This is a genomic window from Pseudomonas cuatrocienegasensis (assembly GCF_900110925.1).
In the GTDB taxonomy this organism is placed as follows: domain Bacteria; phylum Pseudomonadota; class Gammaproteobacteria; order Pseudomonadales; family Pseudomonadaceae; genus Aquipseudomonas; species Aquipseudomonas cuatrocienegasensis.
Window position 1 is genome coordinate 94,881 of the sequence record NZ_FOFP01000006.1, and the last position, 26,933, is coordinate 121,813.

At 61.9% G+C, this 26,933-nt stretch carries 27 protein-coding genes and 1 other RNA gene; 5 read left to right on the plus strand and 23 right to left on the minus strand.

The window, feature by feature from the left end; genetic code table 11:
• Positions 1-19 precede the first annotated feature (19 nt).
• From BMW49_RS10445 to rsmI, 15 genes are all read right to left on the minus strand, one after another.
• On the minus strand, positions 20-880 hold the full coding sequence (locus BMW49_RS10445; RefSeq protein ID WP_069517838.1) for a cell division protein FtsQ/DivIB: 861 nt from the start codon (positions 878-880) through the stop codon (positions 20-22).
• 2 nt (positions 881-882) lie between these two features.
• The gene (locus tag BMW49_RS10450) at positions 883-1,833 is read right to left on the minus strand and encodes a D-alanine--D-alanine ligase (protein WP_069517840.1); all 951 of its coding nucleotides are present in this window, start codon (positions 1,831-1,833) and stop codon (positions 883-885) included.
• Entirely contained in the window at positions 1,830-3,239 is a 1,410-nt protein-coding gene (gene murC, locus BMW49_RS10455; RefSeq protein ID WP_218187055.1) for a UDP-N-acetylmuramate--L-alanine ligase, read from the minus strand. Before murC ends, BMW49_RS10450 begins: the two co-directional genes overlap by 4 nt.
• 34 nt (positions 3,240-3,273) lie before the next feature.
• Positions 3,274-4,344 (minus strand): undecaprenyldiphospho-muramoylpentapeptide beta-N-acetylglucosaminyltransferase, encoded by a 1,071-nt coding sequence (murG, locus tag BMW49_RS10460; RefSeq protein ID WP_069517843.1) that lies wholly within the window; start codon positions 4,342-4,344, stop codon positions 3,274-3,276.
• On the minus strand, positions 4,334-5,584 hold the full coding sequence (ftsW, locus tag BMW49_RS10465; RefSeq protein WP_069517845.1) for a putative lipid II flippase FtsW: 1,251 nt from the start codon (positions 5,582-5,584) through the stop codon (positions 4,334-4,336). The genes murG and ftsW overlap by 11 nt, the downstream gene beginning before the upstream one ends.
• Positions 5,581-6,927 carry a UDP-N-acetylmuramoyl-L-alanine--D-glutamate ligase gene (murD, locus tag BMW49_RS10470; RefSeq protein ID WP_069517847.1) on the minus strand — a complete coding sequence of 449 codons (1,347 nt, stop codon included), beginning with the start codon at positions 6,925-6,927 and terminating at the stop codon, positions 5,581-5,583. Before murD ends, ftsW begins: the two co-directional genes overlap by 4 nt.
• Positions 6,928-6,934: 7 nt before the next feature.
• Positions 6,935-8,017: a phospho-N-acetylmuramoyl-pentapeptide-transferase gene (gene mraY, locus BMW49_RS10475; protein WP_069517849.1), complete on the minus strand. Its 1,083-nt coding sequence runs from the start codon at positions 8,015-8,017 to the stop codon at positions 6,935-6,937.
• Positions 8,018-9,385 (minus strand): UDP-N-acetylmuramoyl-tripeptide--D-alanyl-D-alanine ligase, encoded by a 1,368-nt coding sequence (locus BMW49_RS10480; protein ID WP_371850865.1) that lies wholly within the window; start codon positions 9,383-9,385, stop codon positions 8,018-8,020.
• A 4-nt stretch (positions 9,386-9,389) separates the two neighbouring features.
• Positions 9,390-10,853: a UDP-N-acetylmuramoyl-L-alanyl-D-glutamate--2,6-diaminopimelate ligase gene (locus BMW49_RS10485; RefSeq protein WP_069517853.1), complete on the minus strand. Its 1,464-nt coding sequence runs from the start codon at positions 10,851-10,853 to the stop codon at positions 9,390-9,392.
• Entirely contained in the window at positions 10,853-12,589 is a 1,737-nt protein-coding gene (locus BMW49_RS10490; protein WP_069517854.1) for a peptidoglycan D,D-transpeptidase FtsI family protein, read from the minus strand. The genes BMW49_RS10485 and BMW49_RS10490 overlap by 1 nt, the downstream gene beginning before the upstream one ends.
• Positions 12,586-12,894, minus strand: coding sequence for a cell division protein FtsL (gene ftsL, locus BMW49_RS10495; RefSeq protein WP_069517856.1), 309 nt, complete (start codon positions 12,892-12,894; stop codon positions 12,586-12,588). Before ftsL ends, BMW49_RS10490 begins: the two co-directional genes overlap by 4 nt.
• Positions 12,891-13,832, minus strand: a complete 942-nt coding sequence (gene rsmH / locus BMW49_RS10500; RefSeq protein WP_167362798.1) for a 16S rRNA (cytosine(1402)-N(4))-methyltransferase RsmH — start codon at positions 13,830-13,832, stop codon at positions 12,891-12,893. Before rsmH ends, ftsL begins: the two co-directional genes overlap by 4 nt.
• 2 nt (positions 13,833-13,834) lie before the next feature.
• Positions 13,835-14,290, minus strand: coding sequence for a division/cell wall cluster transcriptional repressor MraZ (gene mraZ, locus BMW49_RS10505; protein ID WP_069517860.1), 456 nt, complete (start codon positions 14,288-14,290; stop codon positions 13,835-13,837).
• Positions 14,291-14,601: 311 nt separating this feature from the next.
• Positions 14,602-14,960, minus strand: an RNA gene (gene rnpB / locus BMW49_RS10510) — RNase P RNA component class A.
• Positions 14,961-15,020: 60 nt separating this feature from the next.
• Complete coding sequence (gene rsmI, locus BMW49_RS10515) at positions 15,021-15,863, minus strand: 16S rRNA (cytidine(1402)-2'-O)-methyltransferase (RefSeq protein ID WP_069517862.1); 843 nt, start codon at positions 15,861-15,863, stop codon at positions 15,021-15,023.
• A gap of 217 nt (positions 15,864-16,080) precedes the next feature.
• Between rsmI and BMW49_RS10520 the strand changes: the two genes are divergently transcribed.
• From BMW49_RS10520 to BMW49_RS10535, 4 genes are all read left to right on the plus strand, one after another.
• A complete protein-coding gene (locus BMW49_RS10520) occupies positions 16,081-17,892 on the plus strand; it encodes a penicillin-binding protein activator (RefSeq protein ID WP_069517864.1) in 1,812 nt (603 codons plus the stop codon).
• Positions 17,889-18,257, plus strand: a complete 369-nt coding sequence (locus tag BMW49_RS10525) for a YraN family protein (protein WP_069517865.1) — start codon at positions 17,889-17,891, stop codon at positions 18,255-18,257. Before BMW49_RS10520 ends, BMW49_RS10525 begins: the two co-directional genes overlap by 4 nt.
• A 144-nt stretch (positions 18,258-18,401) precedes the next feature.
• Positions 18,402-18,995 carry a phosphoheptose isomerase gene (locus tag BMW49_RS10530; RefSeq protein ID WP_069517867.1) on the plus strand — a complete coding sequence of 198 codons (594 nt, stop codon included), beginning with the start codon at positions 18,402-18,404 and terminating at the stop codon, positions 18,993-18,995.
• Positions 18,992-19,525, plus strand: a complete 534-nt coding sequence (locus BMW49_RS10535) for a BON domain-containing protein (protein ID WP_069517869.1) — start codon at positions 18,992-18,994, stop codon at positions 19,523-19,525. The genes BMW49_RS10530 and BMW49_RS10535 overlap by 4 nt, the downstream gene beginning before the upstream one ends.
• Positions 19,526-19,571: 46 nt before the next feature.
• On the opposite strand, the gene BMW49_RS10540 is transcribed toward BMW49_RS10535, so the two are convergent.
• From BMW49_RS10540 to rplM, 7 genes are all read right to left on the minus strand, one after another.
• The gene (locus BMW49_RS10540; protein ID WP_069517871.1) at positions 19,572-19,988 is read right to left on the minus strand and encodes a ClpXP protease specificity-enhancing factor; all 417 of its coding nucleotides are present in this window, start codon (positions 19,986-19,988) and stop codon (positions 19,572-19,574) included.
• 40 nt (positions 19,989-20,028) lie between these two features.
• A complete protein-coding gene (locus BMW49_RS10545; RefSeq protein WP_069517872.1) occupies positions 20,029-20,646 on the minus strand; it encodes a glutathione S-transferase N-terminal domain-containing protein in 618 nt (205 codons plus the stop codon).
• 89 nt (positions 20,647-20,735) lie between these two features.
• A complete protein-coding gene (locus BMW49_RS10550) occupies positions 20,736-21,515 on the minus strand; it encodes a cytochrome c1 (RefSeq protein ID WP_069517874.1) in 780 nt (259 codons plus the stop codon).
• On the minus strand, positions 21,515-22,726 hold the full coding sequence (locus BMW49_RS10555) for a cytochrome b (RefSeq protein ID WP_069517876.1): 1,212 nt from the start codon (positions 22,724-22,726) through the stop codon (positions 21,515-21,517). The genes BMW49_RS10550 and BMW49_RS10555 overlap by 1 nt, the downstream gene beginning before the upstream one ends.
• Positions 22,726-23,319, minus strand: coding sequence for a ubiquinol-cytochrome c reductase iron-sulfur subunit (gene petA, locus BMW49_RS10560; RefSeq protein ID WP_069517878.1), 594 nt, complete (start codon positions 23,317-23,319; stop codon positions 22,726-22,728). Before petA ends, BMW49_RS10555 begins: the two co-directional genes overlap by 1 nt.
• 254 nt (positions 23,320-23,573) lie before the next feature.
• Entirely contained in the window at positions 23,574-23,966 is a 393-nt protein-coding gene (gene rpsI / locus BMW49_RS10565) for a 30S ribosomal protein S9 (protein WP_069517880.1), read from the minus strand.
• A gap of 14 nt (positions 23,967-23,980) precedes the next feature.
• Positions 23,981-24,409 (minus strand): 50S ribosomal protein L13, encoded by a 429-nt coding sequence (gene rplM, locus BMW49_RS10570; RefSeq protein WP_019693576.1) that lies wholly within the window; start codon positions 24,407-24,409, stop codon positions 23,981-23,983.
• A 249-nt stretch (positions 24,410-24,658) separates the two neighbouring features.
• On the opposite strand from rplM, the gene BMW49_RS10575 reads away from it, so the two are divergent.
• Positions 24,659-25,696: an NADP(H)-dependent aldo-keto reductase gene (locus tag BMW49_RS10575; RefSeq protein ID WP_069517882.1), complete on the plus strand. Its 1,038-nt coding sequence runs from the start codon at positions 24,659-24,661 to the stop codon at positions 25,694-25,696.
• Positions 25,697-25,773: 77 nt separating this feature from the next.
• On the opposite strand, the gene BMW49_RS10580 is transcribed toward BMW49_RS10575, so the two are convergent.
• On the minus strand, positions 25,774-26,913 hold the full coding sequence (locus BMW49_RS10580; protein ID WP_069517884.1) for an acyl-CoA dehydrogenase family protein: 1,140 nt from the start codon (positions 26,911-26,913) through the stop codon (positions 25,774-25,776).
• Between the last annotated feature and the right edge of the window lie 20 nt (positions 26,914-26,933).

Below are 26,933 nucleotides of genomic sequence, written 5' to 3' on the forward strand. Positions count from 1 at the left end.
GTTGCTGCCTTCTCCTGATTCACTGCACGACAGCGGTGTCTGCCGCCGTGGGCGCGACCGGTTCACGCCATGCCACGGCCAGGCCGTTGGCATAACGTAGATCGATACGCGCGATATTCGTTTGCTGCTCTTTCAACGCTTTGTCGTAAATCGCGTCGAAACGGCGAATTTTTTCCACCAGATGGTCGCGCCCCAACAGCAGTTCGATGCCCTGGTTAGTAGTCAGGAACCAGCTGCCGCGCTCGCGCAGCTCCAGGCGGGCGATGGAAAACCCCATCGGCCGAAGCATCTGGCTGAACACCTGGTACTGCTGCATTACCTGCTGCTGCGCACGCTTGGGGCCATACAGCTGCGGCAGGTTCTCGTAATGGTTGAGCTCCTTGGGCGCGAAGGCATCACCCTGGTTGTTGAGCAGTGCTTCATCGCCCCAGCGGGCAATCGGCAGTTGCTCTTCCAGGCGTACCAGCACCTGATCGGGCCATACGCGACGCACTTCGGCGTTGGCGATCCAGGGCATCTGCTCCAGCTCCTTGCGCATGCCCAGCAGATCGACGCTGAAGAAGCTGGCGCTGACAAAGGGCGCGATACGCTGCTGTACCGCCTGCTGGCTGATGTAGCTCAGGTCACCTTCGACGCTGATCCGCGCAATCGGCCGGTCGGCATAGGGCAGCAGCCGCTGGCCCAGCTCATAACCACCAAACCCCAACACCAGCAGCAACAGCGGCCAGGTCAGGCGCTTGAACACGCTGAGATTCGGCTTGGGCAGGCGCAGGCTGATCGGTTCCTTGGCCACCATACGGCTCGCACCGCGCGGCACAGGCTTACCACCGCGCAATGGGGCGCGGGTCGAGCCTGGCTGATGGCGAAGGACGGCGCTCATGCTTAACCCCGTGCCTCAAGGCTGTCGGCGAGGATCGCCAACACCAGTTGCTGGAAATCCAGGCCCGCGGCATTCGCCGCCATCGGCACCAGGCTGTGATCGGTCATGCCGGGGACGGTATTGACCTCCAGCAGCCAGAACTTGCCATCGGCGTCCTGCATCACGTCGGCCCGCGCCCAGCCCTGGGTACCCACGGCCTCACAGGCGCGCGCGGTGAGGTCCTTCAACTCGGCTTCCTTGGCGGCGTCCAGGCCGCAGGGAATGCGGTACTGGGTGTCATTGGCCAGGTACTTGGCGTCGTAGTCGTAGAAGCTGTGCGGGGTGCCGAGCGCGATCGGTGGCAGCACTTCGCCACGCAGCATGGCGATGGTGAACTCAGGACCGGCGATCATCTGCTCGACCAGCACCTGTGAGTCGTAACGGCTGGCGTCCTTCCAGGCGGCAATCAGCGCCTCGACATCAGCAACCTTGGCCATGCCGATGCTCGACCCTTCATGGGCCGGCTTGACGAACAGCGGGAAGCCCAGTTCGGCTGCCGCCACATGGCAGTCAGCTTCAGACGCCAGCGCCGCGTGTTTGGGCGTCGGCAGGCCCAGGCTCAGCCAGACCTGCTTGGTGCGCAGCTTGTCCATGGCCAGGGATGAAGCCAGGATGCCGCTGCCGGTGTAGGGAATCCCGGCGCATTCGAGCAGGCCCTGCATGCTGCCGTCTTCACCGCCACGGCCGTGCAGCACGATAAAGGCCCGGTCGACTTTCTCGGCCAGCAAACGCTGGAGGAAGTCATCACCGACATCAATGCCGAACGCATCCACACCCGCACTCTGCAGCGCGCTCAGCACGGCATTGCCGGATTTCAGCGAGACCTCGCGCTCGGCGCTCTTGCCGCCAAACAGCACGGCCACACGGCCAAAGGCGCTGACCGGCAGTTGGGATTTCAGGGTCTCGGCGCTCATTGGGCAGTACCTTTAGCCACGGCGAACAGCGGGCTTTGCAACAGTTGAGGAGCCAAGCCACCAATGTCACCGGCACCCTGGCAGAGCAGGATGTCGCCGGCACGCAGCAGTGGCTTGATCAGGGGTGCGAGGTCGACCCCACGCTCGATATAGATCGGGTCCAGCTGGCCACGCTGACGGATGCTGTGGCACAACTGGCGGCTGTCGGCGCCCGGGATCGGCTCTTCGCCGGCCGGGTAGACTTCCATCAGCAGCAGCACGTTGGCGTCGGCCAGGACCTGGACGAAATCGTCATACAGGTCACGGGTGCGGCTGAAACGGTGCGGCTGGTAGACCATCACCAGACGACGCTCCGGCCAACCACCGCGCACGGCCTTGATCACTGCCGCCACTTCACGCGGGTGATGGCCGTAGTCGTCGACCAGCATCACCGCACCGCCGTCCACCGGCAGCTCGCCGTAAACCTGGAAGCGCCGACCGACACCCTGGAACTGCGACAAGCCCTGCAGAATGGCGGCATCGCTGATGCCTTCATCGGTGGCAATGGCAATGGTCGCCAGGGCGTTGAGTACATTGTGGTTGCCCGGCATGTTGACCGAGACGTCGAGCGGCTCGCAGTCCGGGCGCAGCACGGTGAAGTAAGTCTGCATGCCCTGCTGGCGCACATTGATCGCGCGCACGTCAGCATCTTCCGCAAAGCCGTAAGTCAGGGTCGGGCGGGCGATCTGGGCGAGGATCTCGCGCACATAGGGATCGTCCACGCAGACCACCGCCAGACCATAGAACGGCAGGTTGTGCAGGAACTCGACGAAGGTTTTCTTCAGTTTATTGAAGTCACCTTCGTAGGTGCTCATGTGGTCCATGTCGATGTTGGTGACGACCGAGACCATGGGCTGCAGGTGCAGGAAGCTGGCATCGCTCTCATCGGCTTCGGCGATCAGGTAGCGGCTGCTGCCGAGCTGGGCATTGGTGCCCGCGGCATTCAGGCGCCCACCAATCACGAAGGTCGGATCCAGGCCGCCAGCGGCAAACACCGAGGCCAGCAGGCTGGTGGTGGTGGTCTTGCCGTGAGTACCGGCGACTGCGATGCCGTGGCGATAGCGCATCAGCTCGGCGAGCATTTCTGCGCGTGGCACCACCGGAATACGACGTTCCAGGGCAGTTGCGACTTCCGGGTTGGCGGTGTTGATGGCGCTGGACACCACCAGCACATCGGCCTGCTCGGCGTTCTCGGCACGGTGGCCGATGAAAATCTGTGCGCCGAAGTTTTCCAGGCGCTCGGTCACGGCCGAAGCCTTGAGGTCGGAACCGGACACTTCATAACCGAGGTTGAGCAGCACCTCGGCGATACCGCACATACCAGCACCGCCGATACCGACGAAATGGATACGGCGGATACGGCGCATGCGCCGTACTTCAGCCTTTACCGCTGCGGGCGATTTAGCCACGGGCCACCTCCAGGCAGATGTCGACGACGCTACGGGTGGCATCGGGTTTGGCCAGACGGCGCGCGGTGCGGGCCATCTCGGTGAGACGTTCGGGGTGCATCAAAACCTCATTGAGCTGCGCCGCAAGCGTGGCGGCGTCAGTGGAGCGTTGTGCCAGCAGGACGGCTGCGCCCTCGCTGGCCAGGTAATCGGCATTGCGCGTCTGGTGATCGTCGATGGCGTGCGGCAAAGGCACCAGGAACGCAGGCAGGCCAGCGGCGGCCAGCTCGCTGATGGTCAAGGCGCCGGCGCGGCAGACCACCAGATCAGCCCAGGCGTAGGCACGCGCCATGTCCTGAATGAAGGGGACGACCTGCGCTTCGACGCCAACGCTGCGGTAACGTTCGCCAGTAATCTGATCGTGCTGCTTGCCCGCCTGGTGGAACACCTCGGGGCGCAGCTCGGCGGCGACCTGGGCCAAGGCTTCGGGGAGCAGTTTGTTCAGCGGCTCGGCGCCCAGGCTGCCGCCCAGCACCAGCAGGCGCACACGGCGACCGCTCAGGCTGTCGCGCGGGGTTTCCAGGAACAGCTCCTCGCGCACCGGGTTGCCGGTGGTGCGGCGCTTGTCGCTACGGGCGAAGGTGTCCGGGAAGGCCTCGCAGACACGGCTGGCGAACGGCACCAGGCTGCGGTTGGCGGTACCGGCCACGGCATTCTGTTCGTGAATGATCAGCGGCACACCGGCCAGGCGCGCAGCCAGGCCACCGGGGCCGGTGACATAGCCACCCATGCCCAGTACACACACCGGCTGCAGCTCACGCACCACGCGGCGGGCCTGGAACAGCGCCTTGAGCAGTTGCAGCGGCGCCTTGAGCAGCGACAGCTTGCCCTTGCCGCGCAGCCCGCTGACGTCGATCAGGTGCAGCGGCAAACCGGCCGCCGGGACCAATTCATTTTCGATGCCACGCGGCGTACCCAGCCAATGCACGGCATAGCCGCGGGCCTTGAACTCGCGCGCACAGGCCAGTGCCGGGAACACGTGCCCACCGGTGCCGCCGGCCATGATCAGCACATTACCGCGCATGAGAAACCTCCTGCGGGGCACGCGAACGTTGAGCAGTCTCAGTTTCGGCGAAGTCGGACTCCTCGAACTCCACATCCTCGTTGCCCAGCAGCACGCGACGCTCCCATTCGATACGCAGCAGCAGCGCCACGCTCACGCAGCAGATCACCAGGGAACTGCCCCCGTAGCTGAGGAAGGGCAAAGTCAGGCCCTTGGTCGGCAGCAGGCCAATGTTCACGCCGATATTGATCAGCACTTGGCCAATCCACTGCACAGCGATGCCGTAAGCCACATACGCGGAGAAGAACTGCCGGGCCTTTTCCGCCCACAGGCCGATATACAGCGCCCGCACTGCAACAAAGACGAACAATCCAACGGTCAGCAACGCACCGACCATACCCAGCTCTTCGGCGAGCACAGCAAAGATAAAGTCGGTATGCGCTTCGGGCAGGTAAAACTGCTTCTGAATACTGTTGCCCAGGCCCACGCCCAACCACTCGCCGCGACCAAAGGCAATCAACGCCTGGGACAGCTGGTAGCCGGCGCCGTACTGATCGGCCCAGGGGTCAACAAAGTTGGTCAGCCGCTCGAGGCGGTAAGACTGGCTGACCATCACCAAGCCACCCGCCGCCAGCACCACACCAGCCAGGGGGATAAAGCGCAGCAGGTTGACCCCACCGAGAAACAGCATGGTGATGCACGAACCAACCAGCACCACGGTCGCGCCGAAGTCTGGCTCGGCCAACAACAGCGCCGCCATCGGCCCCAGCACCAACATCGGCTTGAGGAAACCGGAGAGGCGCTCACGCACTTCTTCCTGACGACGCACCAGGTAGCCGGCGATAAAGACCACGGTAAACAGCTTGGCCAGCTCGGATGGCTGCAGGTTGAACAGGCCAAAACCGATCCAGCGCTTGGCACCGTTGACCTCACGACCGATACCGGGGATCAGCACCAGCACCAGCAGAATAAAGCCGATCAGCAGCAGCGTGCCGCTGAAACGCTGCCACATGGACATCGGCACCAGCAGCGTAACCAACGCAGCACTCAGGCCAATGGTCAGGTAAATCAGGTGGCGGATCATGTGGTACAGCGGGTTGCCGGACAGCGCCGCCGCCACTTCGGTACTGGCCGAAGCGATCATCACCAGGCCCAGGCCGAGCAACGCCAGGCAACCAGCCAGCAGGGGGAAATCCAGGTCCATGCCACGGCGGCTGCGCAATGGCGATGAGACGGAGAACAGCGGGCTCAGGAGGTTCATTGCAACGCCTCCACAGCCTGGGCGAACAGACGGCCGCGCTCTTCGAAATTCTTGAACATATCCAGGCTGGCGCAGGCCGGCGACAGCAGCACCGCATCACCCGCTTCAGCCTGCTCGGCGGCACGCTGCACAGCTTCATCGAGGCTGGTGACGCGAATCAGCGGCGCAGCATCGCCCAGGGCAGCGGCCAGGCGTTCGGCATCACGCCCGAGCAGCACCACTGCGCGGCAGAATTTGCCAACAGACAGCTTGAGCGGGGAGAAATCCGCGCCCTTGCCATCGCCCCCGGCGATCAGCACCAGCTTGCCGGCGATATCTGCTCCCAAGCCTTCGATGGCGGCCAGGGCAGCGCCCACATTGGTGGCCTTGGAATCGTCGTAGTAACTCACGCCAGCGCGCTCGCCCACCCACTGGCAGCGGTGCGCCAGACCGGCAAACTGACGCAGAGTGGCCAGCATGACGTCCATCGGCAGCCCCACGGCATGTCCCAACGCCAGCGCAGCCAGGGCGTTAGCCTGATTATGGGCGCCGCGAATCTTCAGCTCGCGTGCCGGCAGCAGCGTATCGAAACGCAGCGCCAGGTATTTCTCGCCCTGCTCGTCGAGCAGGCCGAAGCGCTTGAAGTCCGGCTTGCCCAGACCGAACTCCCAGCACACCACCTGGTCGGCGATCAGCGGTCGCGACAGCGCGTCATCGCGGTTCACCACCACCTGCCGTACGCCACGGAAAATCCGGTGCTTGGCCAGGTGGTACTGCTGCAGATCGGCGTAGCGATCCATATGGTCTTCGCTGATATTCAGGCAGGTCGCCACTTCAGCATTGAGCTGATCGGTGGTTTCCAGCTGGAAGCTCGACAGCTCCATGACATACAGCTCGACTGCATCATCAAGCAGATCCAGCGCCGGCGTACCCAGGTTGCCACCGACGGCGACCTTCTTGCCGGCCGCTGCAGCCATCTCACCGACCAGGGTGGTGACGGTGCTTTTGGCGTTGGAGCCGGTGATGGCGACGATCGGCGCCTTGGCATAACGAGCGAACAGGTCGATATCACCCGACAGCTTCACCCCACGCGCTGCAGCGGCCTGCAACGCTGGCGTGGCGATAGCCAGGCCCGGGCTGACCAGCAGCTCGCGGGCGCGGCAGAGAAACTCCACATCCAGCTCGCCACAACGCACTTCCACCTGCGGGAACTGCTCACGCAAGGTGGCGAGCTCCGGCGGGTTGGCACGGGTGTCGACCACGGCGAACGGCAGGCCCTGGCGCGCGAGAAAGCGCACCAGGGACATGCCGCTCTTGCCGAGGCCGACAACGATGCGGAAGTGGTCAGACGCGATCAGGCTCATGGGTTCCTCAACGCAGTTTCAGGGTGGCAAGGCCGATCAGCACCAGAATCACGGTGATGATCCAGAAACGCACGATCACGCGCGGCTCGGGCCAGCCTTTAAGTTCAAAGTGGTGATGGATCGGCGCCATGCGGAACACGCGCTTGCCGGTCAGCTTGAAGCTGGCGACCTGGATGATCACCGACAGGGTTTCCACCACGAAGATGCCGCCCATGATGAACAGCACGATTTCCTGCCGCACGATCACCGCAATGGTGCCCAGCGCGGCGCCCAGCGCCAGCGCGCCGACATCGCCCATGAACACCTGCGCGGGGTAGGTGTTGAACCACAGAAAGCCCAGGCCGGCACCGATCAGCGCGCCACAGAACACGATCAGCTCGCCAGCGCCTGGCACGTAAGGAATCAGCAGGTACTGGGAGAAATTCACGTTGCCCGACAGGTAGCAGAAAATCCCCAGGGCGCCGCCGACCATCACGGTAGGCAGGATAGCCAGGCCGTCGAGGCCATCGGTCAGGTTGACCGCATTGCTTGAGCCGACGATGACGAAATAGGTCAGCACCACGAAACCGATGCCCAGCGGAATGCTGACATCCTTGAGCAGTGGCACGATCAGGGTGGTTTCCACCGGGCTCTGCGCAGTCATATAAAGGAAGATCGCCGCGCCCAAGCCAAACACCGACTGCCAGAAATACTTCCAGCGACTCGGCAGACCCTTGGAGTTCTTCTCGATCACCTTGCGGTAGTCATCGACCCAGCCGATGGCACCGAACAGCAGGGTCACGGCCAGCACCACCCAGACATAACGGTTGGACAGGTCGGCCCAGAGCAGCGTGCTGACCGTGATGGCCGAGAGAATCAGTGCACCGCCCATGGTCGGCGTGCCTTTCTTCGACAGGTGCGACTGCGGACCGTCGTTGCGCACCGACTGGCCGATCTGGCGAATCTGCAGGGTGCGGATCATCCAGGGGCCCAGGCACAGGGACAGGGCCAGTGCGGTGAGCACGCCGAAGATCCCGCGCAGGGTCAGGTACTGAAAGACCGCGAAGCCCTTGTGGAACTGTTGCAGGTACTCCGCCAGCAGCAGCAGCATTTAGTGAATCTCCCCGGATACGCCACACAAAGCCGCCACGATGTTTTCCATCGCGGCGCTGCGTGAACCTTTAATTAGAATGGTGGTGTCGCTCTGCTCGGCGCCAAGCGCGGCGATCAGGCTGGCTTGATCGGCGAAATGCCGGCCATTTTCTCCGAACGCAGCCACGGCATGGGCCATCAGCGGGCCAACGGCATACAGGGCCGAAACCTTGCCTGCAGCGTAAGCACCCACCTCGCGATGGCTCGCCTCGGCCCAGCGGCCCAGCTCCCCCATATCGCCCAGCACCAGAACGGTGCGCCCGGAAAAGCCGGCGAGTATATCAATGGCGGCACAAATAGACGCGGGGTTAGCGTTGTAACTGTCGTCTATGACGCGTAATCCGCTGCTAGTGAGCTGCGCAACCGCGCGCCCCTTGACCGGCTGCAAACGCTCCAGACCGGCCTTGATATCGACCAGCGGCACGCAGAGCACATGGGCCGCGGCGGCAGCGGCCAGGGCATTGTTCACATTGTGTTCGCCCAGCAGGTTCAGCTGGATGCGTGCCTGGCCATCGGCGCAGTGCAGGGTAAAGCTCGGGCAGCCGCGGGCATCGCGGTCCAGGTCACTGGCATGGAAGTCGGCGCGCTGGTCATGCCGAGCGAAGGACAGGACACTGCGCTCACCCGCCCGCGCACGCCAGATGGCAAACGCTGGGTCATCCAGATTGAGTACGGCGACGCCGCTTTCACCCAGTCCCTCGATGATCTCGCCTTTGGCCTCGACGATTTTCTCCGGGCCGCCAAACTCACCGACATGGGCGGTGCCGGCATTGGTGATGATCGCCACCTGAGGGCGGGTCAGGCCGACGGTGTAGGCGATCTCGCCGACGCGCGAGGCGCCCAGCTCAATGACCGCACCCTTATGTTCAGGCCCCAGCTCCAGCAGGGTCAGCGGCGCACCGAGGTCGTTGTTCAGGTTACCGCGGGTAGCGAGCACGGCATCACCCTGCTCAGCGAACGCCGTGCGCAGGATGCTGGCGAGCATCTCTTTGACCGTAGTCTTGCCGCTGGAACCGGTAACCGCCGCCAGCGAGCCGCCATAGCACTGACGGTTGAGCGCGCCCAACTGACCCAGGGCGAGGCGCGTATCGGCAACCACCAACTGTGGCAGGCTCACGCCGGCGACCTCACGCTCAACCAAGGCCGCGACAGCGCCCTTGGCGGCCACTTCGGCCAGATAATCATGGCCGTCAAAACGCGGGCCGCTGAGGGCGACAAACAGTTGCCCTGGAGCAATGGCACGGCTATCGCTGCTCACGGCTGCAAAGCTGACATCAGAGCCGACCACACGGCCATTCAGTGGGCCGGCCACCTCGCTCAAACACATGGTTTTAAGCATGGGCGGCCTCCCAGGCGACCAGCGCTTTAGCGGCTTCATCCAGGTCGGAGAACGGCAGGCGCTCGCCCTGGATTTCCTGATAATCCTCGTGACCTTTACCGGCCAGCAACACCACGTCGTCGACATCGGCCGCAGCAACGAGCTGGGCAATCGCCTGACCGCGACCGGCGACAAACTGTACGGCGTCGGGGTGAACGAAACCGCCACGAATATCGTTGAAAATCTGCTCAGACGTTTCGCTGCGCGGGTTGTCATCGGTGACCACGACAGCGTCGGCATGCTGTTCGACCACGGCGGCCATCAACGCACGCTTGCCACGGTCACGATCGCCACCACAGCCAAACAGGCACAGCAGGCGGCCTTTAACGTGCGGACGCAGGGCTTCGAGGACTTTTTCCAGGGCATCCGGGGTATGGGCGTAATCGACAACCACCAGCGGCTGTTGCACGCCACCCAGGCGCTGCATACGCCCAACCGGGCCCTGTAGCTTGGGCAGCGCCTTGAGTATTTCGTCCAGTGGATAGTCCATGGCCAGCAAGGTGCCGACCACGGCCAGCAGGTTACTCAGGTTGAAACGCCCGAGTAGCACGCTGCGCAAGCTGCCTTCGCCGCGCGGCGTCACCAGGGTGGCGCGCACGCCATGCTCGTCGAACTGCGCATCGCGGCAATACAGGTAGGCGCTCGGGTCGATCAGGCTGTAGCTGATCAGCCGCGAGTCATGCACCTTCGCAGCCAGATCACGGCCAGTCTCGTCATCCAGATTGATCACCCGGCAGCGCAGCCCACTCCAGGCGAACAGCTCGGCCTTGGCCGCGCGGTAGGCGTCCATGCTGCCGTGGTAATCGAGGTGATCGCGTGACAGGTTGGTAAATACCGCCACGTCGAAGGCCAGCGCAGCCACGCGGCGCTGGTGCAAGCCATGGGAGGAAACTTCCATGGCCACAGCACGGGCACCGGCATTTTTCAGCTCAGCCAGGGTCGCCTGCACGCCAATCGGGTCAGGCGTGGTGTGACGCCCCGCGGCCAGCGCGTTGTAGAAGCCGTTACCCAGGGTGCCGACGATCCCGCAGGGCTCACCGAGCATGTCCAGGGCCTGGGCCAGTAACTGGCTGACGCTGGTCTTGCCGTTGGTTCCGGTGATACCGACCAGATGCAGGCCACGGCTCGGTTCACCATAGAAGCGCCCGGCAATGGCCGACAAACGCGCGCCCAGGCCCTTGACCGCAATCAGCTCGGCGCTGTCGATGCTCATGGCAAAGGCGCCTTCGGCCTCATAGGCCACGGCGGCGGCACCACGGGTCAGGGCATCGGCGATATGCAGACGGCCGTCCTGCTGGGTGCCCGGCACAGCCAGAAACAGGTCGCCCGGACGCACCTTGCGGCTGTCCAGGGTCAATTCGCGAATCAGCACACTGCTGGCGGCCTCAGGCAGCAGTTGATTGAGTGGCATGGGCATCAGCTACGCCCTCCTTTACCAGCGGCAGCCGATGCGGTCTGCGGTTCCTCGGGCGGCGGCAGGTTGTCCGGCGCAATATTCATCAGGCGCAGGGCTCCGGCCATTACCTTGCCGAACACCGGTGCGGAGATCAGACCACCGTAATAACCACCCTTGCTTGGCTCATCGATGACGATGGCCACTGCAATGCGCGGGTCAGCCACCGGGCCGAAACCGGCGAACAAGGCGCGGTAGGCATTTTCGGTGTAGCCCTTGGCGCCGACCGTGGCCTTGCGCGCCGTACCGCTCTTGCCAGCGACGTGATAGCCCGGAACCTTGGCGCGATAAGCGCCGCCTGGCGCCTCGACAACTTGCTGCAACATGCCCTGAATGGTCTGCGCGACCGATTCGGGAATCACCTGCACGCCTTCAGGCTTGCGGTCCATGCGGGTCATCGACAGCGGTACGCTGCGGCCATTGTTGGCCAGCACCGAATAGGCATGCACCAGTTGCACGGCGGTCACCGACAAGCCATAGCCATAGGACAGGGTGGCGGTTTCTGCCTGGCGCCATTCGCGGTGATTCGGCAAATTGCCCACGCGCTCACCGGGAAAGCCCAGGCCTGTGTCCTGGCCCAAGCCGACCTGCTGCATCAGGGTGTAGATCGACTGACCACCGATATCGAAGGCAATTTTGCTCATGCCGACGTTGCTGGACTTGATCAGAATACCGGTGAGGTCGAGCTTGCCACCTTCGGCGCGAGACACATCGCGGATGGTGTAGCGGCCGATACGCAAGGTGCCCGGATACACATCGACGATGTCCGTCGGTTTCCAACGTCCGCTTTCCAGGGCCGCAGCCATAGAGAATGGCTTCATGGTCGAGCCGGGCTCGAACACATCGATCATCGCCCGGTTGCGCATGGCCGCCGGCTGCAGGTTACGGCGATTATTCGGGTTATAGGTGGGCTGATTGACCATGGCCAGGACTTCGCCGGTCTTCACGTCGATCATCACCAGGCTGCCGGCCTTGGCGCCGAACTCGACCAGCGCATTGCGCAGCTCGCGGTGCGCCAGGTACTGCAGGCGCAGGTCGATGGACAAGGCCAGCGCCTTACCTGCCTTGGCATTCTGCGAGACCTGAACATCCTTGATCAGACGGCCGCGACGGTCCTTGAGCACCTGACGCTTGCCCGGCACGCCGGCAAGCCAATCGTCGAAGGCCAGTTCCATACCCTCGCGACCACGGTCATCAATATCGGTAAAGCCGACTACATGGGCAGTGACTTCGCCGCCTGGATAGAAGCGCCGGAACTCTTCGATGGCGTAAACACCCGGCACCTTGAGGTCGAGCACCTGCTGGCCCTGCTCCGGGGTCAGCCCACGGACCAAATAGAGAAACTCGCGCTCGGAGCTGGCCTGCAGACGCTCGGCAAAAGCTTTCGGCTCCTGCCCCAGGGCCGCAGCGAGGGTTGGCCATTGCGCCTTGCCAGCCTGCAGTTCCTTACCGTTGGCCCACAGCGTGGTCACCGGGGTGCTGACAGCCAGCGGCTCGCCATTGCGATCGGTCATCAGTCCGCGATGAGCCGGGATCGGAATATGCCGCACACTGCGCGCGTCGCCATGGGCCTTGAGGAAGTCGTGGTCGAACACGTGCAGGTCAACGATGCGCCAGACGATAGCGCCAACCATCAGCGCCAACAGCAGCAGCACCAGGCGGAAACGCCAAGGGTAGAGCGCACCCTCAAGACGGATCATGGCGCCACCATACGGACTTCAGCCGCTTCGGGAATACGCATCTTCAGCTGTTCGCTGGCGATGGTTTCGATCCGGCTATGGGCCGTCCAGGTGCTTTGTTCGAGGATCAGCCGACCCCACTCGGCCTGCGCCTTGTCGCGCACACTCAGCTCGGCATACAGGCTGTTCAGCAACTGCCGGTTCCAGTGCGCGCTGTACGACACGGCCAGGGCCGATGCGAGCACACAGAGAAACAGCACCAGCATCAGAAAGCTGCCCCGTGGCAGCCCGCGACGCAGGTTGGCGTGGCCGAACAGCGCGCTCATCGCAACTTCTCCGCGACACGCATGACGGCGCTGCGCGAACGCGGGTTGGCCTTGAGCTCGGCCTCGGAAGCGAACTGCGGCTTGCCGATGAGCTTCAGGCGCGGCTGGAAGGCTTCGGGAATAATCGGCAGGTCGCGCGGCAGGGTATCGGCCTCACCCTTGGCATGCCGACGCATAAACTGTTTGACGATGCGGTCTTCCAGCGAATGGAAGCTGATCACCACCAGCCGACCACCAATGGCCAAGGTTTCCAACGCAGCATCCAGGCCACGCTGCAGGTCACCCAACTCGTTGTTAACGTGAATGCGCAAGCCCTGGAAAGCACGAGTCGCCGGGTTCTTGCCCTTCTCCCAGGCGGGATTGGCCACTGTGAGCACCTGAGCCAGGTCAGCGGTACGCTCGAACGGCTGTTCCGCGCGGCGCTGCACCACAGCGCGCGCCATGCGCTTGGCGAAACGCTCTTCACCGTATTCCTTGAATACCCGGGCAATCTCCTCCTCGCTGGCGGTGGCGATAAAGGTCGCCGCACTGACCCCGGCATCCGGATTCATGCGCATGTCCAGCGGGCCGTCATGCAGGAAGCTGAAGCCGCGCGCGGCATCATCGAGCTGCGGCGAGGACACGCCCAGATCCAGCAAAATACCGCTTACAGCACCGGCCAGACCGCGGACCGCAACCTCATCGGAAAGTTCCGCAAAACTGCGCTGCACAACGACAAAGCGGCCGTCTTCGGCCGCCAGCGTAGTCCCTGTCGCGATTGCCAGAGGGTCCTTGTCGAACCCCAGTAGACGCCCATCAGGCCCAAGCCGCTCTAGAATGAGGCGACTGTGCCCACCGCGGCCAAAGGTACCGTCCAGGTAGCAGCCATCGGGGCGCACGGCGAGTCCGTCGACAGCTTCGTCGAGGAGCACGGTGATATGGCGCAAGCTGCTGGTCATGGTCACAGGATCAAATCACGTAGGTCGTCGGACAAAGCACCCGGTTGCTTGATGGCGGCCAGATCGGCATCTGCCACAGCATTCCAGGCGTCCTCATCCCACAGTTGAAATTTATTGAGCTGACCGACCAGCATCGCCCGCTTGTCCAGCTTGGCGTACTCACGCAGACGCGGCGGAACCAGGAAACGACCACTGGCATCCAGCTCCAGGTCCACGGCATTACCGATCAGCAGACGTTGCAGGCGGCGGTTCTCTTCACGAAAGGAGGCCAACTCACGCAGCTTGGCTTCGATCAGCTCCCACTCGGCAAGGGGATAGACACACAAACAAGGGTCGATGGCATCGATGGTGACGATGAGCTGGCCGGCACAACGCGAAACGAGCTCGTCACGATACCGACTCGGCATCGCGAGGCGCCCTTTGGCGTCGAGACTTATAGCGTTAGCTCCGCGAAACACGTCTGCGCTTCCCCTTAAATTAGCTATCCATGCCCAAAAAACCCCACTTCATGCCACTTCTTACCACCCGCGCACACTATAGGAACGCGCAGGCCCCACCGTCAAGGCGCGTCAGAAGGGAAAAACCCTTATAGATCGGAGATTTAGCGCACCAAATCGCAAGTTGAAGCACAACTTACGCAAGAGGAAAAAGATAAAGCTGAGCGCAAGCAAAAGCCTGAGCTTCGAACTTAAAGTGATTTATGAAGAGTGAAGTTTTTTTGCTTGACGGTAAAGCGGGGGATAAACGGTCGCACAAGGCGAAAAGAAAGGTGGAGAGTCGATCTGTAAGCCGGGTTCTGTCGAGGACAGTCATTCCTCTACGACGTACATCACTGCACGTCTTTAGCAACCTACCCGGTTCCAGCGCGGGCCACGCCAATGGAACCCTATTTGGTCTTGCTCCGAGTGGGGTTTGCCTAGCCACGAACTGTTACCAGACGCGCGGTGCGCTCTTACCGCACCTTTTCACCCTTACCGGCACCGAAGCGCTTAGGCGGTTATTTTCTGTGGCACTTTCCGTAGGCTCACGCCTCCCAGGCGTTACCTGGCACTCTGCCCTATGGAGCCCGGACTTTCCTCCCCCGCCTTTCGCAGAACGAAACGCGGCAGCGACTGTCCGATCGACTCTCCGCTAACAAGGGTAACAAAGCCGCAAGCGACAAGCCACAAGCGACACGTAAAAGCCGCTTTACTGCTGCCGTTCCAATGCCACTTGATACAGCAGGTTCTTGCGCACCCCGGTAATTTCCGCAGCCAGTGCCGCAGCGCGCTTGAGCGGCAGCTCCGCCAACAGCAGATCCAGCACCCGCAGCGCCTCGGCACTCACCGCATCTTCACCCTCCGGCGCTTGCCAGCCGGCAACCAGCACCACGCACTCTCCACGCTGCTGATTGCTGTCGGCCGCCACCCAGGCGCACAGCTCGCCCAACGGTAAACCCTTGAGGGTCTCGAAGGCTTTACTCAACTCACGCGCCAGCAACGCCGGGCGCTCCTCGCCAAACACCGCACGCATGTCCTCCAGCGATTCAAGGATGCGGTGTGGCGCCTCATAAAAGATCAAGGTCCGCGGCTCCTCGCGCACCTGCTCCAGACGCGCACGCCGCCCCACCGCCTTGGCAGGCAGAAAACCTTCGAAGATAAACCGGTCCGATGGCAGTCCGGCCGCCGACAACGCCGCGATCAAGGCACAAGCGCCAGGCACCGGGACCACAGCAATACCCGCAGCCCGCGCCTGACGCACCAGGTGGTAGCCCGGATCGGAAATCAGCGGCGTACCGGCATCGGAAATCAGCGCCACATTCTCACCGGCCTGCAGGCGCGCGATAAAACGACTGCCCTCGGCACGCTCATTGTGCTCATGACAAGCCGCCAAAGGGGTCGCGATACCAAAATGCTGCATCAGGCGCGCCGAGTGACGGGTGTCTTCGGCAGCGATCAGACTGACCTCTGCCAGCACCTTGAGCGCCCGTGCACTGATGTCATCCAGATTGCCGATGGGTGTAGCCACCACATAAAGGGTGCCAGGGGACATGGAGCTGGGTGCGGCGGAAAACGACACGGGCCTGCCTCTCGAAACGCGAAAGCGCCCATTGTAGCCGGTTTGCCGTGACCGGCGGCGTCCCACCCGACACTGCTTGCGCAGCTCAACAGCCAGGCCGTGCACCAGTTCTCGACCTTCGGGTTCGCGCCACTGCCCAGGCTTGGGTACAATTCGACGCTCATCTGATCGAATACCAGGACCGTATTACATGATCGCTTGCCTGCGCCCGTTCTTAGTCCTCTGCCTGGCCGGCCTGCTTGCCGCCTGCGCCAGTTCACCGTCATCCACCCTCGGCGAACTTCCGCGCACCCCTCAGGCTACTCTCGAACAGTTGCTGCAGCAGGCTGAGACCAGCGAACCCAATAAGGCAGCAGAGCTACGCTTATCGGCCGCCGACCTGGCGGCACGTCAAGGCGATAATAGCCGCGCCAGCCAGATTCTCGGGCAAGTGGCGCTCGACCAACTCAAACCGGCCCAACAGATCTACGCCAGCACCCTGGCAGCTGAAATGGCACTGGCCCAGGACGAGCCCAAACGCGCACTCCAAGCCCTCACCCACCCCAGCCTTGAGCGCCTGGCCGAGTTGCCTGTCGAACAACAGATTCGCACCCAGTCCGCCCGCGCCAACGCCCTGGAGGCCGATGGACAACTGCTGGCCGCTGCCCGCGAACGCGTCTTCATTGCCCCGCTACTCAGCGGCGAAAACGCCCAGCGCAATCACGAAACCATCTGGCGCCTGGTCAGCGCCCTGCCGGCCGAACCTGCACCAACCAGCCAGGACGCCGACCTGGCCGGCTGGCTGAATCTGGCCAGCGCCACACGCACCCGCGGCACCTTGCAACAACAGCAAGCCGCCATTGCAGCCTGGCAGAGCCAGAATCCCGATCACCCAGCCGCCCGACAACTGCCGCAAGCCCTCAACGAGCTGATGAGCCTGACCCAGCAGCCGCTTGAACAGATCGCTCTGCTGCTGCCCCAGGACGGCCCTTTGGCGTCGGTCGCACGCGCCCTGCGCGACGGCCTGCTGGCCGCGCACTACCAGGCACAGCAGGCCGGCGAGAACCCACCGAACATCCAGCTTTATGACAGCTCCCGCCTGAGCTCACTCGACGACTTCTACCGCCAGGCCCAGGCCGCCGGCGTGCAACTGGTGATTGGCCCCCTGGAGAAACCACTGGTCAAGCAGCTCAGCGATCGTGAAGAACTGCCCATTACCACTTTGGCACTGAACTACAGCGACGCAGGCCAGGAAGGCCCGCCGCAACTGTTCCAGTTCGGCCTGGCCGCTGAAGACGAAGCCCGCGAGGTGGCCCGCCGCGCCTGGGCAGACGGCATGCGCCGCGCCGTGGCCTTGGTGCCACGCGGTGAATGGGGCGAGCGCGTGCTCGATGCTTTCCGCCAGCAATGGCAGGCCCAGGGCGGCGAGCTGCTCGGCGCCGAGCGGGTTGACCAACCGGTCGAGCTGGCCAATCAGATTGCCAGACTGTTCCAGCTGGGCCAGAGCGAAGCACGCAACAAAAGCCTGCAATCGGCAGGGGGGACTGCCGTTGCGGCGCAGCCAACACGCCGCCAGGACGTCGACTTCATCTTCCTCGCCGCGACACCGCAACAGGCCCAACAGATCAAGCCGACCCTGGCGTTCCAGTACGCTGGCGACGTCCCCGTCTATGCGACCTCGCACCTGTTCACCGGAGCACACAGCCAGGCCCAGTACAGGGACCTCAACGGCATCCAGTTCTGCGAAACCCCCTGGCTGCTGGACGTCGACGACCCACTGCGTCGCCAGGTCGACAGCCAGTGGCCACAAGCCGGCGGCAGCCTCGGACGACTCTACGCGATGGGTGTCGATGCCTTCCGCCTGGCGCCGCGTCTGGGCCAACTCAAGGCACTACCGGAGACGCGTATCGACGGCCTTTCCGGCAGACTGAGCCTGAACCCGTCGCAGCGCATCGAACGCCAGTTGCCCTGGGCCGAATTCCGTGACGGCCAGATCCAGCGCCTGCCCGACACCGTCAATTGACCGAGCGCACCAGCACGCAGGCCAGCGGCAGTGCGGCCGAAGCCAGGGCGCTGGCCTACCTGCAAGCGCAGGGGCTGCGCCTGATTGCGCAAAACTGGCGCTGCCGTCGCGGCGAGCTCGATCTAGTCATGCTTCACGCCGATACAGTAGTATTCGTCGAGGTTCGCTACAGGCGGCATGCCGCCTGGGGCGGGGCCATGGAAAGTGTGGATGCACGCAAGCGTGAAAAACTTACCCTGGCTGCGACCCAGTTTCTGCAACAGACGCCACGCTGGGCGCGACAGCCCTGCCGTTTCGACGTAATCGCACTGAGTGGTGCGGCTGATAACGACCTCAACTGGATTCAGAATGCGTTCGACACCTGAGCGCCCGACACTCGACTTAAACCGCCATTGCCTGCACGCAGGACGATGGTCAGTGCGTGCACCCATGCCAGTAATGGTATGCCGACACGCCAGCAGACTCCGCACCGGCTCCGAGCAGCCGCTTTATTGAAGGTTATCTACCCGATGGATATGCACGCCCGCATTCGTCAGCTGTTCCATGCCAGCATCGAAACCAAGCAGCAAGCCGTGGAGGTTCTGGTTCCTTATATCGAACAGGGCAGTCTGGCCATGGTTCAGGCCCTGCTCAGCGAAGGCAAGATCCTTACCTGCGGCAACGGCGGCTCGGCGGGCGATGCCCAACACTTTTCCTCGGAGCTGCTAAACCGCTTCGAGCGTGAGCGCCCGAGCCTGCCAGCCATCGCTTTAACCACCGACAGCTCGACCATCACCTCGATCGCCAACGACTACAGCTACAACGAGGTGTTTTCCAAACAGATCCGTGCCCTCGGCCAACCCGGCGATGTCTTGCTGGCCATCTCGACCAGTGGCAACTCGGCCAACGTGATCCAGGCCATCCAGGCCGCCCATGATCGAGAAATGACCGTGGTTGCCCTCACCGGCCGCGACGGCGGCGGCATGGCTTCGCTGCTACTGCCCGAGGACGTGGAGATTCGCGTGCCAGCCAAAGTCACGGCGCGCATCCAGGAAGTACACCTGCTGGTAATCCACTGCCTGTGCGACCTTATCGACCGTCAACTGTTTGGGAGTGAAGAATGACCCGTTCCCCTCTGATCATCGCGGCCCTGCTGGCCAGTGTCGTGCTCGCCGGCTGCGGCAGCCGCAGCATCGGCAACAAGATCGACGACCAGTTCCTGGCGCCTGCGGTGAGCAACGAAATATCCAAAGCCCATGCCGACCTCGCCGGACCGACCTCGCACATCGTGGTCACCGCCTACAACGGCGTCATCCTGCTTGCCGGGCAAACCCCGCGCAGCGAACTCAAGGGACAGGCAGAGCAAGCCGCCCGCAAGGTTCAGGGCATTACCAAGATTCACAACGAGATCCAGGTTCTGCAACCCACCTCGCTGCTGGCGCGCAGCAACGATTCGCTGCTGACCACCAAGATCAAAGCCCAGATGCTGGCCGACTCGTCCGTGCCAAGCTCGAGCATCAAAGTGGTCACCGAAAACGGCATCGTTTACCTGCTGGGCCTGGTCTCGCGCCAGGAGGCCAATCAGGCAGCCAGCGTGGTGCAGAGTGTTTCCGGCGTACAGAAAATCGTCAAACTCTTCCAGTACACCAACTGACCAACTTAGCGGCATGAAAAAGGCGATCCGAGGATCGCCTTTTTTATTACTTGACCACCTTCAGGCTGGGCCGCCCGCTCGGACGTGGCGGCTCGCCATCTGGCGGATCCTGATCGTCACCGTCACCGTCCTCGACCTGCTCCGCTTCCTGAGGGGCTTCCAGGTCAAACACCATACCCTGGCCATTCTCCCGCGCGTAAATCGCCAGCACCGCTGCCGTAGGCACGTACAAGCTATGCGGCACGCCGCCAAAGCGACCCTCGAAGCTCACCGCCTCGTTATCCATGTGCATGTGACGCACCGCACTGGGCGATACATTGAGCACGATCTGCCCATCACTGGAGAAGCCGGCGGGCACCTGGACTCCGGCATGCTCCGAGCTCACCAACAGGTGAGGCGTGCAGTCGTTATCGACGATCCATTCGTACAGGGCACGAATCAGATAGGGGCGACTGGAGTTCATCAACAAAGCTCCTCAAACGGTAAACACCCGACCTGCGGGCTCAGCGCATATCGCGCTCGACGGATGAAAGGCTAGCCTGAAAGGCCTCACGGGCAAACAACCGATCCATGTAATCGAGCAACGGCTTGGCCGGACGTGGCAGCTCGATACCCAGTTGCGGTAGACGCCAGAGAATCGGTAACAGACAGCAGTCAACCAGACTCATCTCATCACTGAGAAAGAACGCCTTGTCGGCGAACAGTGCCGACACCCCGGTCAGGCTCTCACGCAACTCCTTGCGGGCCTGCACGCGGGCCGGCTCCTTGCTGCGCGGGTCGAGCACCAGATCGACCTTGGTGCACCAATCTCGCTGAATGCGATGGATCAGCAGGCGACTATTGGCTCGCGCCACTGGGTAAACCGGGAGCAGCGGCGGATGCGGATAGCGTTCGTCCAGGTATTCCATCACTACGGTCGACTCGTAGAGCGCCAGATCGCGATCGACCAGTGTCGGCAGGCTGGCATAAGGGTTGAGCTCGAGCAGCCTGGGCGGATAGCGCCCTGGCTCGACAGTGATGATCTCGGCGCTGACACCCTTCTCGGCGAGCACGATACGTACGCGATGCGAATAGTGGTCGGCGGGGTCGGAATAACAGGCCAACCGATTGGTCACGCCCATGGCGATCCTCCTCGCTTATAAAGTTATGGATAGCAGAAAGACCTGCGCGCCCAGGAGGGCGCGCAGGTCAACAACGAAGCGACAGCGGATTAGTGCACGTCCTTCCAGTATTCACGCTTGAGCAGATAGGCGAATACGAAGAAGAACGCCAGGTACAGCAGCACATAGGTGCCAATGCGCTGGCTTTTAAGCTTGACCGGGTTGGCCGAGTAAGCGAGGAAAGTCACCAGATTCTGGATCTTCTCATCGAATTCTGCCTCGGTCAGCGAGCCGGTCTTGGGTTCGATGGTCAACTGGTCGCAGGCCTCATGCGTGATCGGCGTACCGGTCAGCGGGTCGAACTGCTTCTTGCCATCCTCGACGACCTGAACCTGCTTGCAGCCGATGTACTGGCGACCCTGCAGGCCCACCAGCACGTTCGGCATACCTACGTTCGGGAAGACCTTGTTGTTCGCACCCAACGGACGAGTCGGGTCTTCATAGAAGGTACGCAGGTAGGTATACAGCCAATCGTTGCCACGTACCCGGGCGACCAGGGTCAGGTCGGGCGGTGCAGCACCGAACCAGGCCTTACCATCCTCGGGCTTCATGCCGATCTTCATGTGATCGCCGATCTTGGCGTCGTTGAAAATCAGATTCTCCAGCATCACTTCGTGGGGGATGCCCAGGTCGTCGGCAACCCGCTCATAGCGCTGATACTGAGCCGAGTGACAGCCCATGCAGTAGTTGGCGAAGGTACGCGCACCATCCTGCATGGCCGCCTTGTCGGTCAGGTCGATATCAACCTTATCCAAAGCGATACCAGGGCCTGCAGCAAAAGACAGTGTCGGCAGTGCAGCAATTACGAATGCAGCAAATAGCTTTTTCATCAGCCCGTCACCCTTTCCGGAACCGGTTTGGTTTTTTCCATCCTGGTGTAGAACGGCATCAGGATGAAGTACGCGAAGTACAGGAAGGTACATACCTGCGACAGCAACGTACGACCCGGAGTCGGCGCCAGCACACCCAGCACACCGAGGATCACAAAGGAGATGCAGAACACCAACAGCCAGATCTTGCTCAACCAGCCCTTGTAACGCATCGACTTGACCGGGCTACGGTCCAGCCACGGCAGGACGAACAGCACCGCAATCGCCGCGCCCATCGCTACCACACCCAGAAGCTTGTCCGGAACGGCGCGCAGAATCGCGTAGAACGGGGTGAAGTACCACACCGGCGCAATATGCTCAGGCGTCTTGAACGGGTTGGCCGCCTCGAAGTTTGGCTTCTCGAGGAAATAACCGCCCATTTCTGGGAAGAAGAACACCACAAAGCAGAAGATGAACAGGAACACCACCACGCCGACGATATCCTTGACGGTGTAGTACGGGTGGAACGCAATACCGTCGAGCGGAATACCGTTTTCGTCTTTCTTCTTCTTGATGTCCACGCCATCGGGGTTGTTCGAACCCACTTCATGCAGCGCCAGAATGTGCAGTACCACCAGGCCGAGAATCACGATCGGCAGGGCCACTACGTGCAAGGCGAAGAAGCGGTTCAGGGTAATACCGGAAATCAGGTAGTCACCACGGATCCACTGGGTCAGGGCATCACCCACGACCGGGATGGCACCGAACAGCGAAATGATTACCTGGGCGCCCCAATAGGACATCTGGCCCCACGGCAGCAGATAACCCATGAAGGCTTCGGCCATCAGCATCAGGTAAATCAGCATGCCGAAGATCCACACCAGCTCGCGCGGCTTCTGGTACGAACCATAAAGCAGGCCGCGGAACATGTGCAGGTACACCACGACGAAGAATGCCGAAGCACCGGTGGAGTGCAGGTAGCGCAGGATCCAGCCGTATTCGACGTCACGCATGATGTATTCGACGGAGGCGAAAGCCTGTTCCGCCGACGGCGTGTAGCTCATGGTCAGCCATACGCCAGTGACGATCTGATTGACCAGCACCAGCAGGGCCAGCGAGCCGAAGAAGTAGAAGAAGTTGAAGTTACGCGGTGCGTAATACTTGGTCAGGTGGTCTTCCAGCATTTTGGTTGCTGGAAAACGGGCATCGACCCAATCCATTAACTTGCTCATCATGCTTGCTCCTGGTCCACACCGATGATGATGACATCATCCGTCTCATACGTGTGCGGCGGTACCGGCAGGTTCAACGGCGCCGGCTGGGACTTGTAGACGCGGCCGGCCATGTCGTAACGCGAACCATGGCACGGGCAGAAGTAACCCCCTACCCAGTCCGGCCCCATATCGGCAGGCGCAACCTCAGGACGGAAGGACGGCGAGCAGCCCAGGTGGGTGCACAACCCCACCAGCAGCAGCAGCTCAGGTTTGATCGACCGGGTCTTAGGGTCGACGTAGGTCGGCTGGACCGATGCCTGAGAATCGACATCCGCCAGTTGCGATTCGATCTTCGTCAGGTTGCTGAGGATCTCTTCGGTACGGCGCACGATAAACACCGGTTGCCCCCGCCACTCGGCAACCATTTGCTGGCCTGGCTCGATCTTGCCCACGTTCACCTTCACAGGTGCACCGGCAGCCTTCGCCTTGGCGCTAGGGAACCATGACCCCACGAACGGGACCGCGGCACCCACCGCTCCAGCAGCACCCACCACAGAGGTGGCCGCCACCAAGAAGCGACGCCGGCCTGCATTCACGCCGTCATTGCTCATTCAGTCGTCTCCCATCAGCGTTGTAGCCTGTTATTCAGGCTTCTACTAAGTAAAAATCGGGTAGCGCAAAAAATTCGCCAAATGGTAAAGAAAAGCCCCTTTTCTGACAAGGTAATTACCCAGGCAAAGGCCCTTCAAGACCTTGGAGGATGCGGCCCGCAACGCTGCGGCATGATGTCGCAAGCGTTCGAGCGCGCATAAAAAACGCCCAGTTCCGCAAGGAAGCTGGGCGCTTTTGAACGCAGGTAAGCGTATTAACGCTTGGAGTACTGCGGACGCTTACGCGCTTTACGCAGACCAACCTTCTTACGTTCAACTTCGCGGGAGTCGCGAGTTACGAAGCCAGCTTTACGCAGTGCAGGGCGCAGAGCTTCATCGTAGTCCATCAGCGCACGGGTGATACCGTGGCGAATTGCACCAGCCTGACCACTCACACCACCACCGATAACGGTGATGAAGATATCGAACTTCTCGGTCATTTCAACCAGTTCCAGCGGCTGACGAACTACCATGCGGGCAGTTTCGCGACCGAAGAAACCATCGAGAGTACGGTTATTGATGGAGATCTTGCCAGTGCCCGCACGCAGGAAAACGCGAGCGGTTGCAGTCTTGCGACGGCCAGTGCCGTAATTTTGAGTCGCCGACATAATCAACTATTCCGTTAAAACTTCAGTTCTTGGGGCTGCTGAGCAGTATGAGGGTGAGCAGCGCCCGCATAGACCTTCAGCTTGCGGTACATGTCGCGACCCAGCGGGTTTTTCGGCAGCATGCCTTTTACCGCGGTCTCGATCACGCGCTCAGGGGCCTTGGCGATCAGCTTCTCGAAGTTGATCGACTTGATGCCGCCCGGGAAACCGGAGTGGGAGTAGTAGATCTTGTCGGTGGTTTTGGCGCCAGTAACACGAATCTGCTCAGCATTGATCACAACGATGTAGTCGCCGGTATCAACGTGCGGGGTGTACTCGGGCTTGTGCTTGCCACGCAGACGGCTCGCGATTTCGGTGGCCAGACGACCCAGGGTCTGACCAGCAGCGTCGACGACGAACCAGTCGCGCTTTACTGTTTCCGGTTTAGCAGTAAAAGTTTTCATTCTTTATAGCCTCAGGGGCCGCCCTGATAAATAAGACGGCGGATCTTACTGAATAGTGCGTACTTTGACAAGGTCAAAGGCAGCCGGATACAGACGCTATCGGGGGCTCGGGTCAGCGCGTCCGGTATACGGCAAGATTCTTCGGCAGGCGGCGCATCACTTCCACTGCAGAAAGAGGTCGACGATTATGCGCATTGCGAAAAAAATTTCAACCTGCTTGTATGACTCTTTTCAGCGAAGGAGCAACACATGGATTATCGCCAACTGGGCCGCACCGACCTGAATGTCAGCTCCCTGTGCCTGGGCACCATGACCTGGGGTGAACAGAACAGCGAAGCTGAAGGCCATGCGCAGATCGAGCGCGCCAAGGCCTGCGGCATCAATTTCATCGATACTGCAGAGATGTACCCGGTACCACCCCGCCCCGAGACCTACAGCCGTACCGAGCAGATCATCGGTAGCTATTTCAAGCAGCGCGGCGATCGTGCCGACTGGATTCTGGCGAGCAAGATCGCCGGCCCGGGAAATGGCATCAACCATATCCGCGGCGGCAACCTCAAATTCAATCGCGAGCACCTAGTCGCGGCCCTGGATGCAAGCCTAAAGCGCCTGCAGACCGACTGGATCGACCTCTACCAGCTGCACTGGCCGGAACGCCCGACCAACTTCTTTGGCCAGCTTGGCTACCGCCACCAGGAAGTGGACTTCACACCACTGGAGGAAACCCTGGAGGTGCTCGACGAGCAGGTCAAGGCCGGCAAGATCCGCCATATCGGCCTGTCCAACGAAACGCCCTGGGGCACGATGAAGTTCCTGCAACTTGCAGAAAAGCATGACTGGCCGCGTGCTGTATCGGTCCAAAACCCCTACAACCTGCTCAACCGCACGTTCGAAGTGGGCCTGGCCGAGGTGGCGATGCGTGAGCAATGCGGCCTGCTGGCTTACTCGCCACTGGCGTTCGGCATGCTCAGCGGCAAATACGAAGGTGGCGCTCGCCCGGACGGCGCACGCATCAGCCTGTTTAACCGCTTCACTCGCTACACCAACCCGGAAACGGAGGCAGCCTGCTCACGCTATGTCGCCCTGGCCCGCGAACACGGCCTGGACCCGGCACAGATGGCTCTGGCGTTCGTCACCGCCCAGCCGTTCGTCACCAGCAACATCATCGGCGCCACCAACCTGGAGCAACTGGACAGCAACCTGGACAGCGCCGAGCTGAAACTTTCCGACGAGGTGCTGGCCGGCATCGAGGCCATTCACAAGGCGCAGCCAAACCCGGCGCCATGACGATCGTGCAGGAGCGAACGGGCGATACTGCGCCTTAAGACTAAGGCGCCCCCCTTCGCTCCTACATCAGCTGCTTCCTACACCAGCGAGCGGGCAATGATCTCTTTCATGATCTCGTTGGTCCCGGCATAAATGCGCTGCACCCGCGAGTCCGCCCAGGCTCGCGCCACCGGGTACTCCCACATAAAGCCGTAACCGCCGTGCAGCTGCACGCACTCGTCGAGTACCTTGCACTGCAAGTCCGTACCCCAGTATTTGAGCATGGCAGCCGTCGGTACATCGAGCTTGCCCTGCAGGTGCAACTCCAGACAACGGTCAACGAAGACCTGACCAATCTGTAGCTCGGTGGCCATTTCCGCAAGTTTGAAGCGGGTGTTCTGGAAATCGGCGATCGCCTTGCCGAAGGCCTTGCGCTCGCGGGTGTAGTCCAGCGTCCATTGCAGCGCCGCACGCGCCGAGGCGATGGCCCCCACGCCGACGGTCAAACGCTCCTGCGGCAGCTCCTGCATCAGGTAGGCGAAGCCCATGCCTGCCTGCCCCAGCAGATTCTCCTTGGGCACGCGTACATCCTGAAAGAACAGCTCAGCGGTGTCCTGGGCCTTCATGCCGACTTTCTCCAGGCGCTTACCCTTATCGAAGCCAGGTGTGCCCGCCTCGACCAGGAACAGGCTGGTGCCCTTGGCGCCGGCCTTGGGATCGGTCTTGGCGACGACAACCACCAGATCCGCCAGGTATCCATTGGTGATAAAGGTTTTCGAGCCGTTGATCACGTAGCTGTCGCCTTCCAGCACCGCCGTGGTCTTTACCCCCTGCAGGTCCGAGCCAGCACCCGGCTCGGTCATGGCGATGGCGGTGATCAGCTCGCCGGAGACCAGGCGTGGCAGGTATTTCTGCTTGATTGCCTCGCAGCCGTAATGCAGCAGGTAGGGCGCGACTATGTCCGAGTGCAGGGAGAAACCGATACCGGTCAAGCCAAGCCGGCCGATCTCCTCAATGACCACGGTGCTGTAGAGAAAGTCAGCCGCCATTCCGCCGTAAGCCTCTGGAATGTGCGAGCACAGCAACCCGGCTTCGCCGGCCTTGCGCCACAGGTTACGGTCGACATGGCCGTCCTTCTCCCACTGGGCGTGGTAGGGCACCGCTTCCTGCTCGAGAAAGCGCCGTACCGTATCGCGGAAGAGTTCATGCTCGGCACTGAAAAGCGTTCTTGGAATCATAAGGGCACCTGAACCTGCAG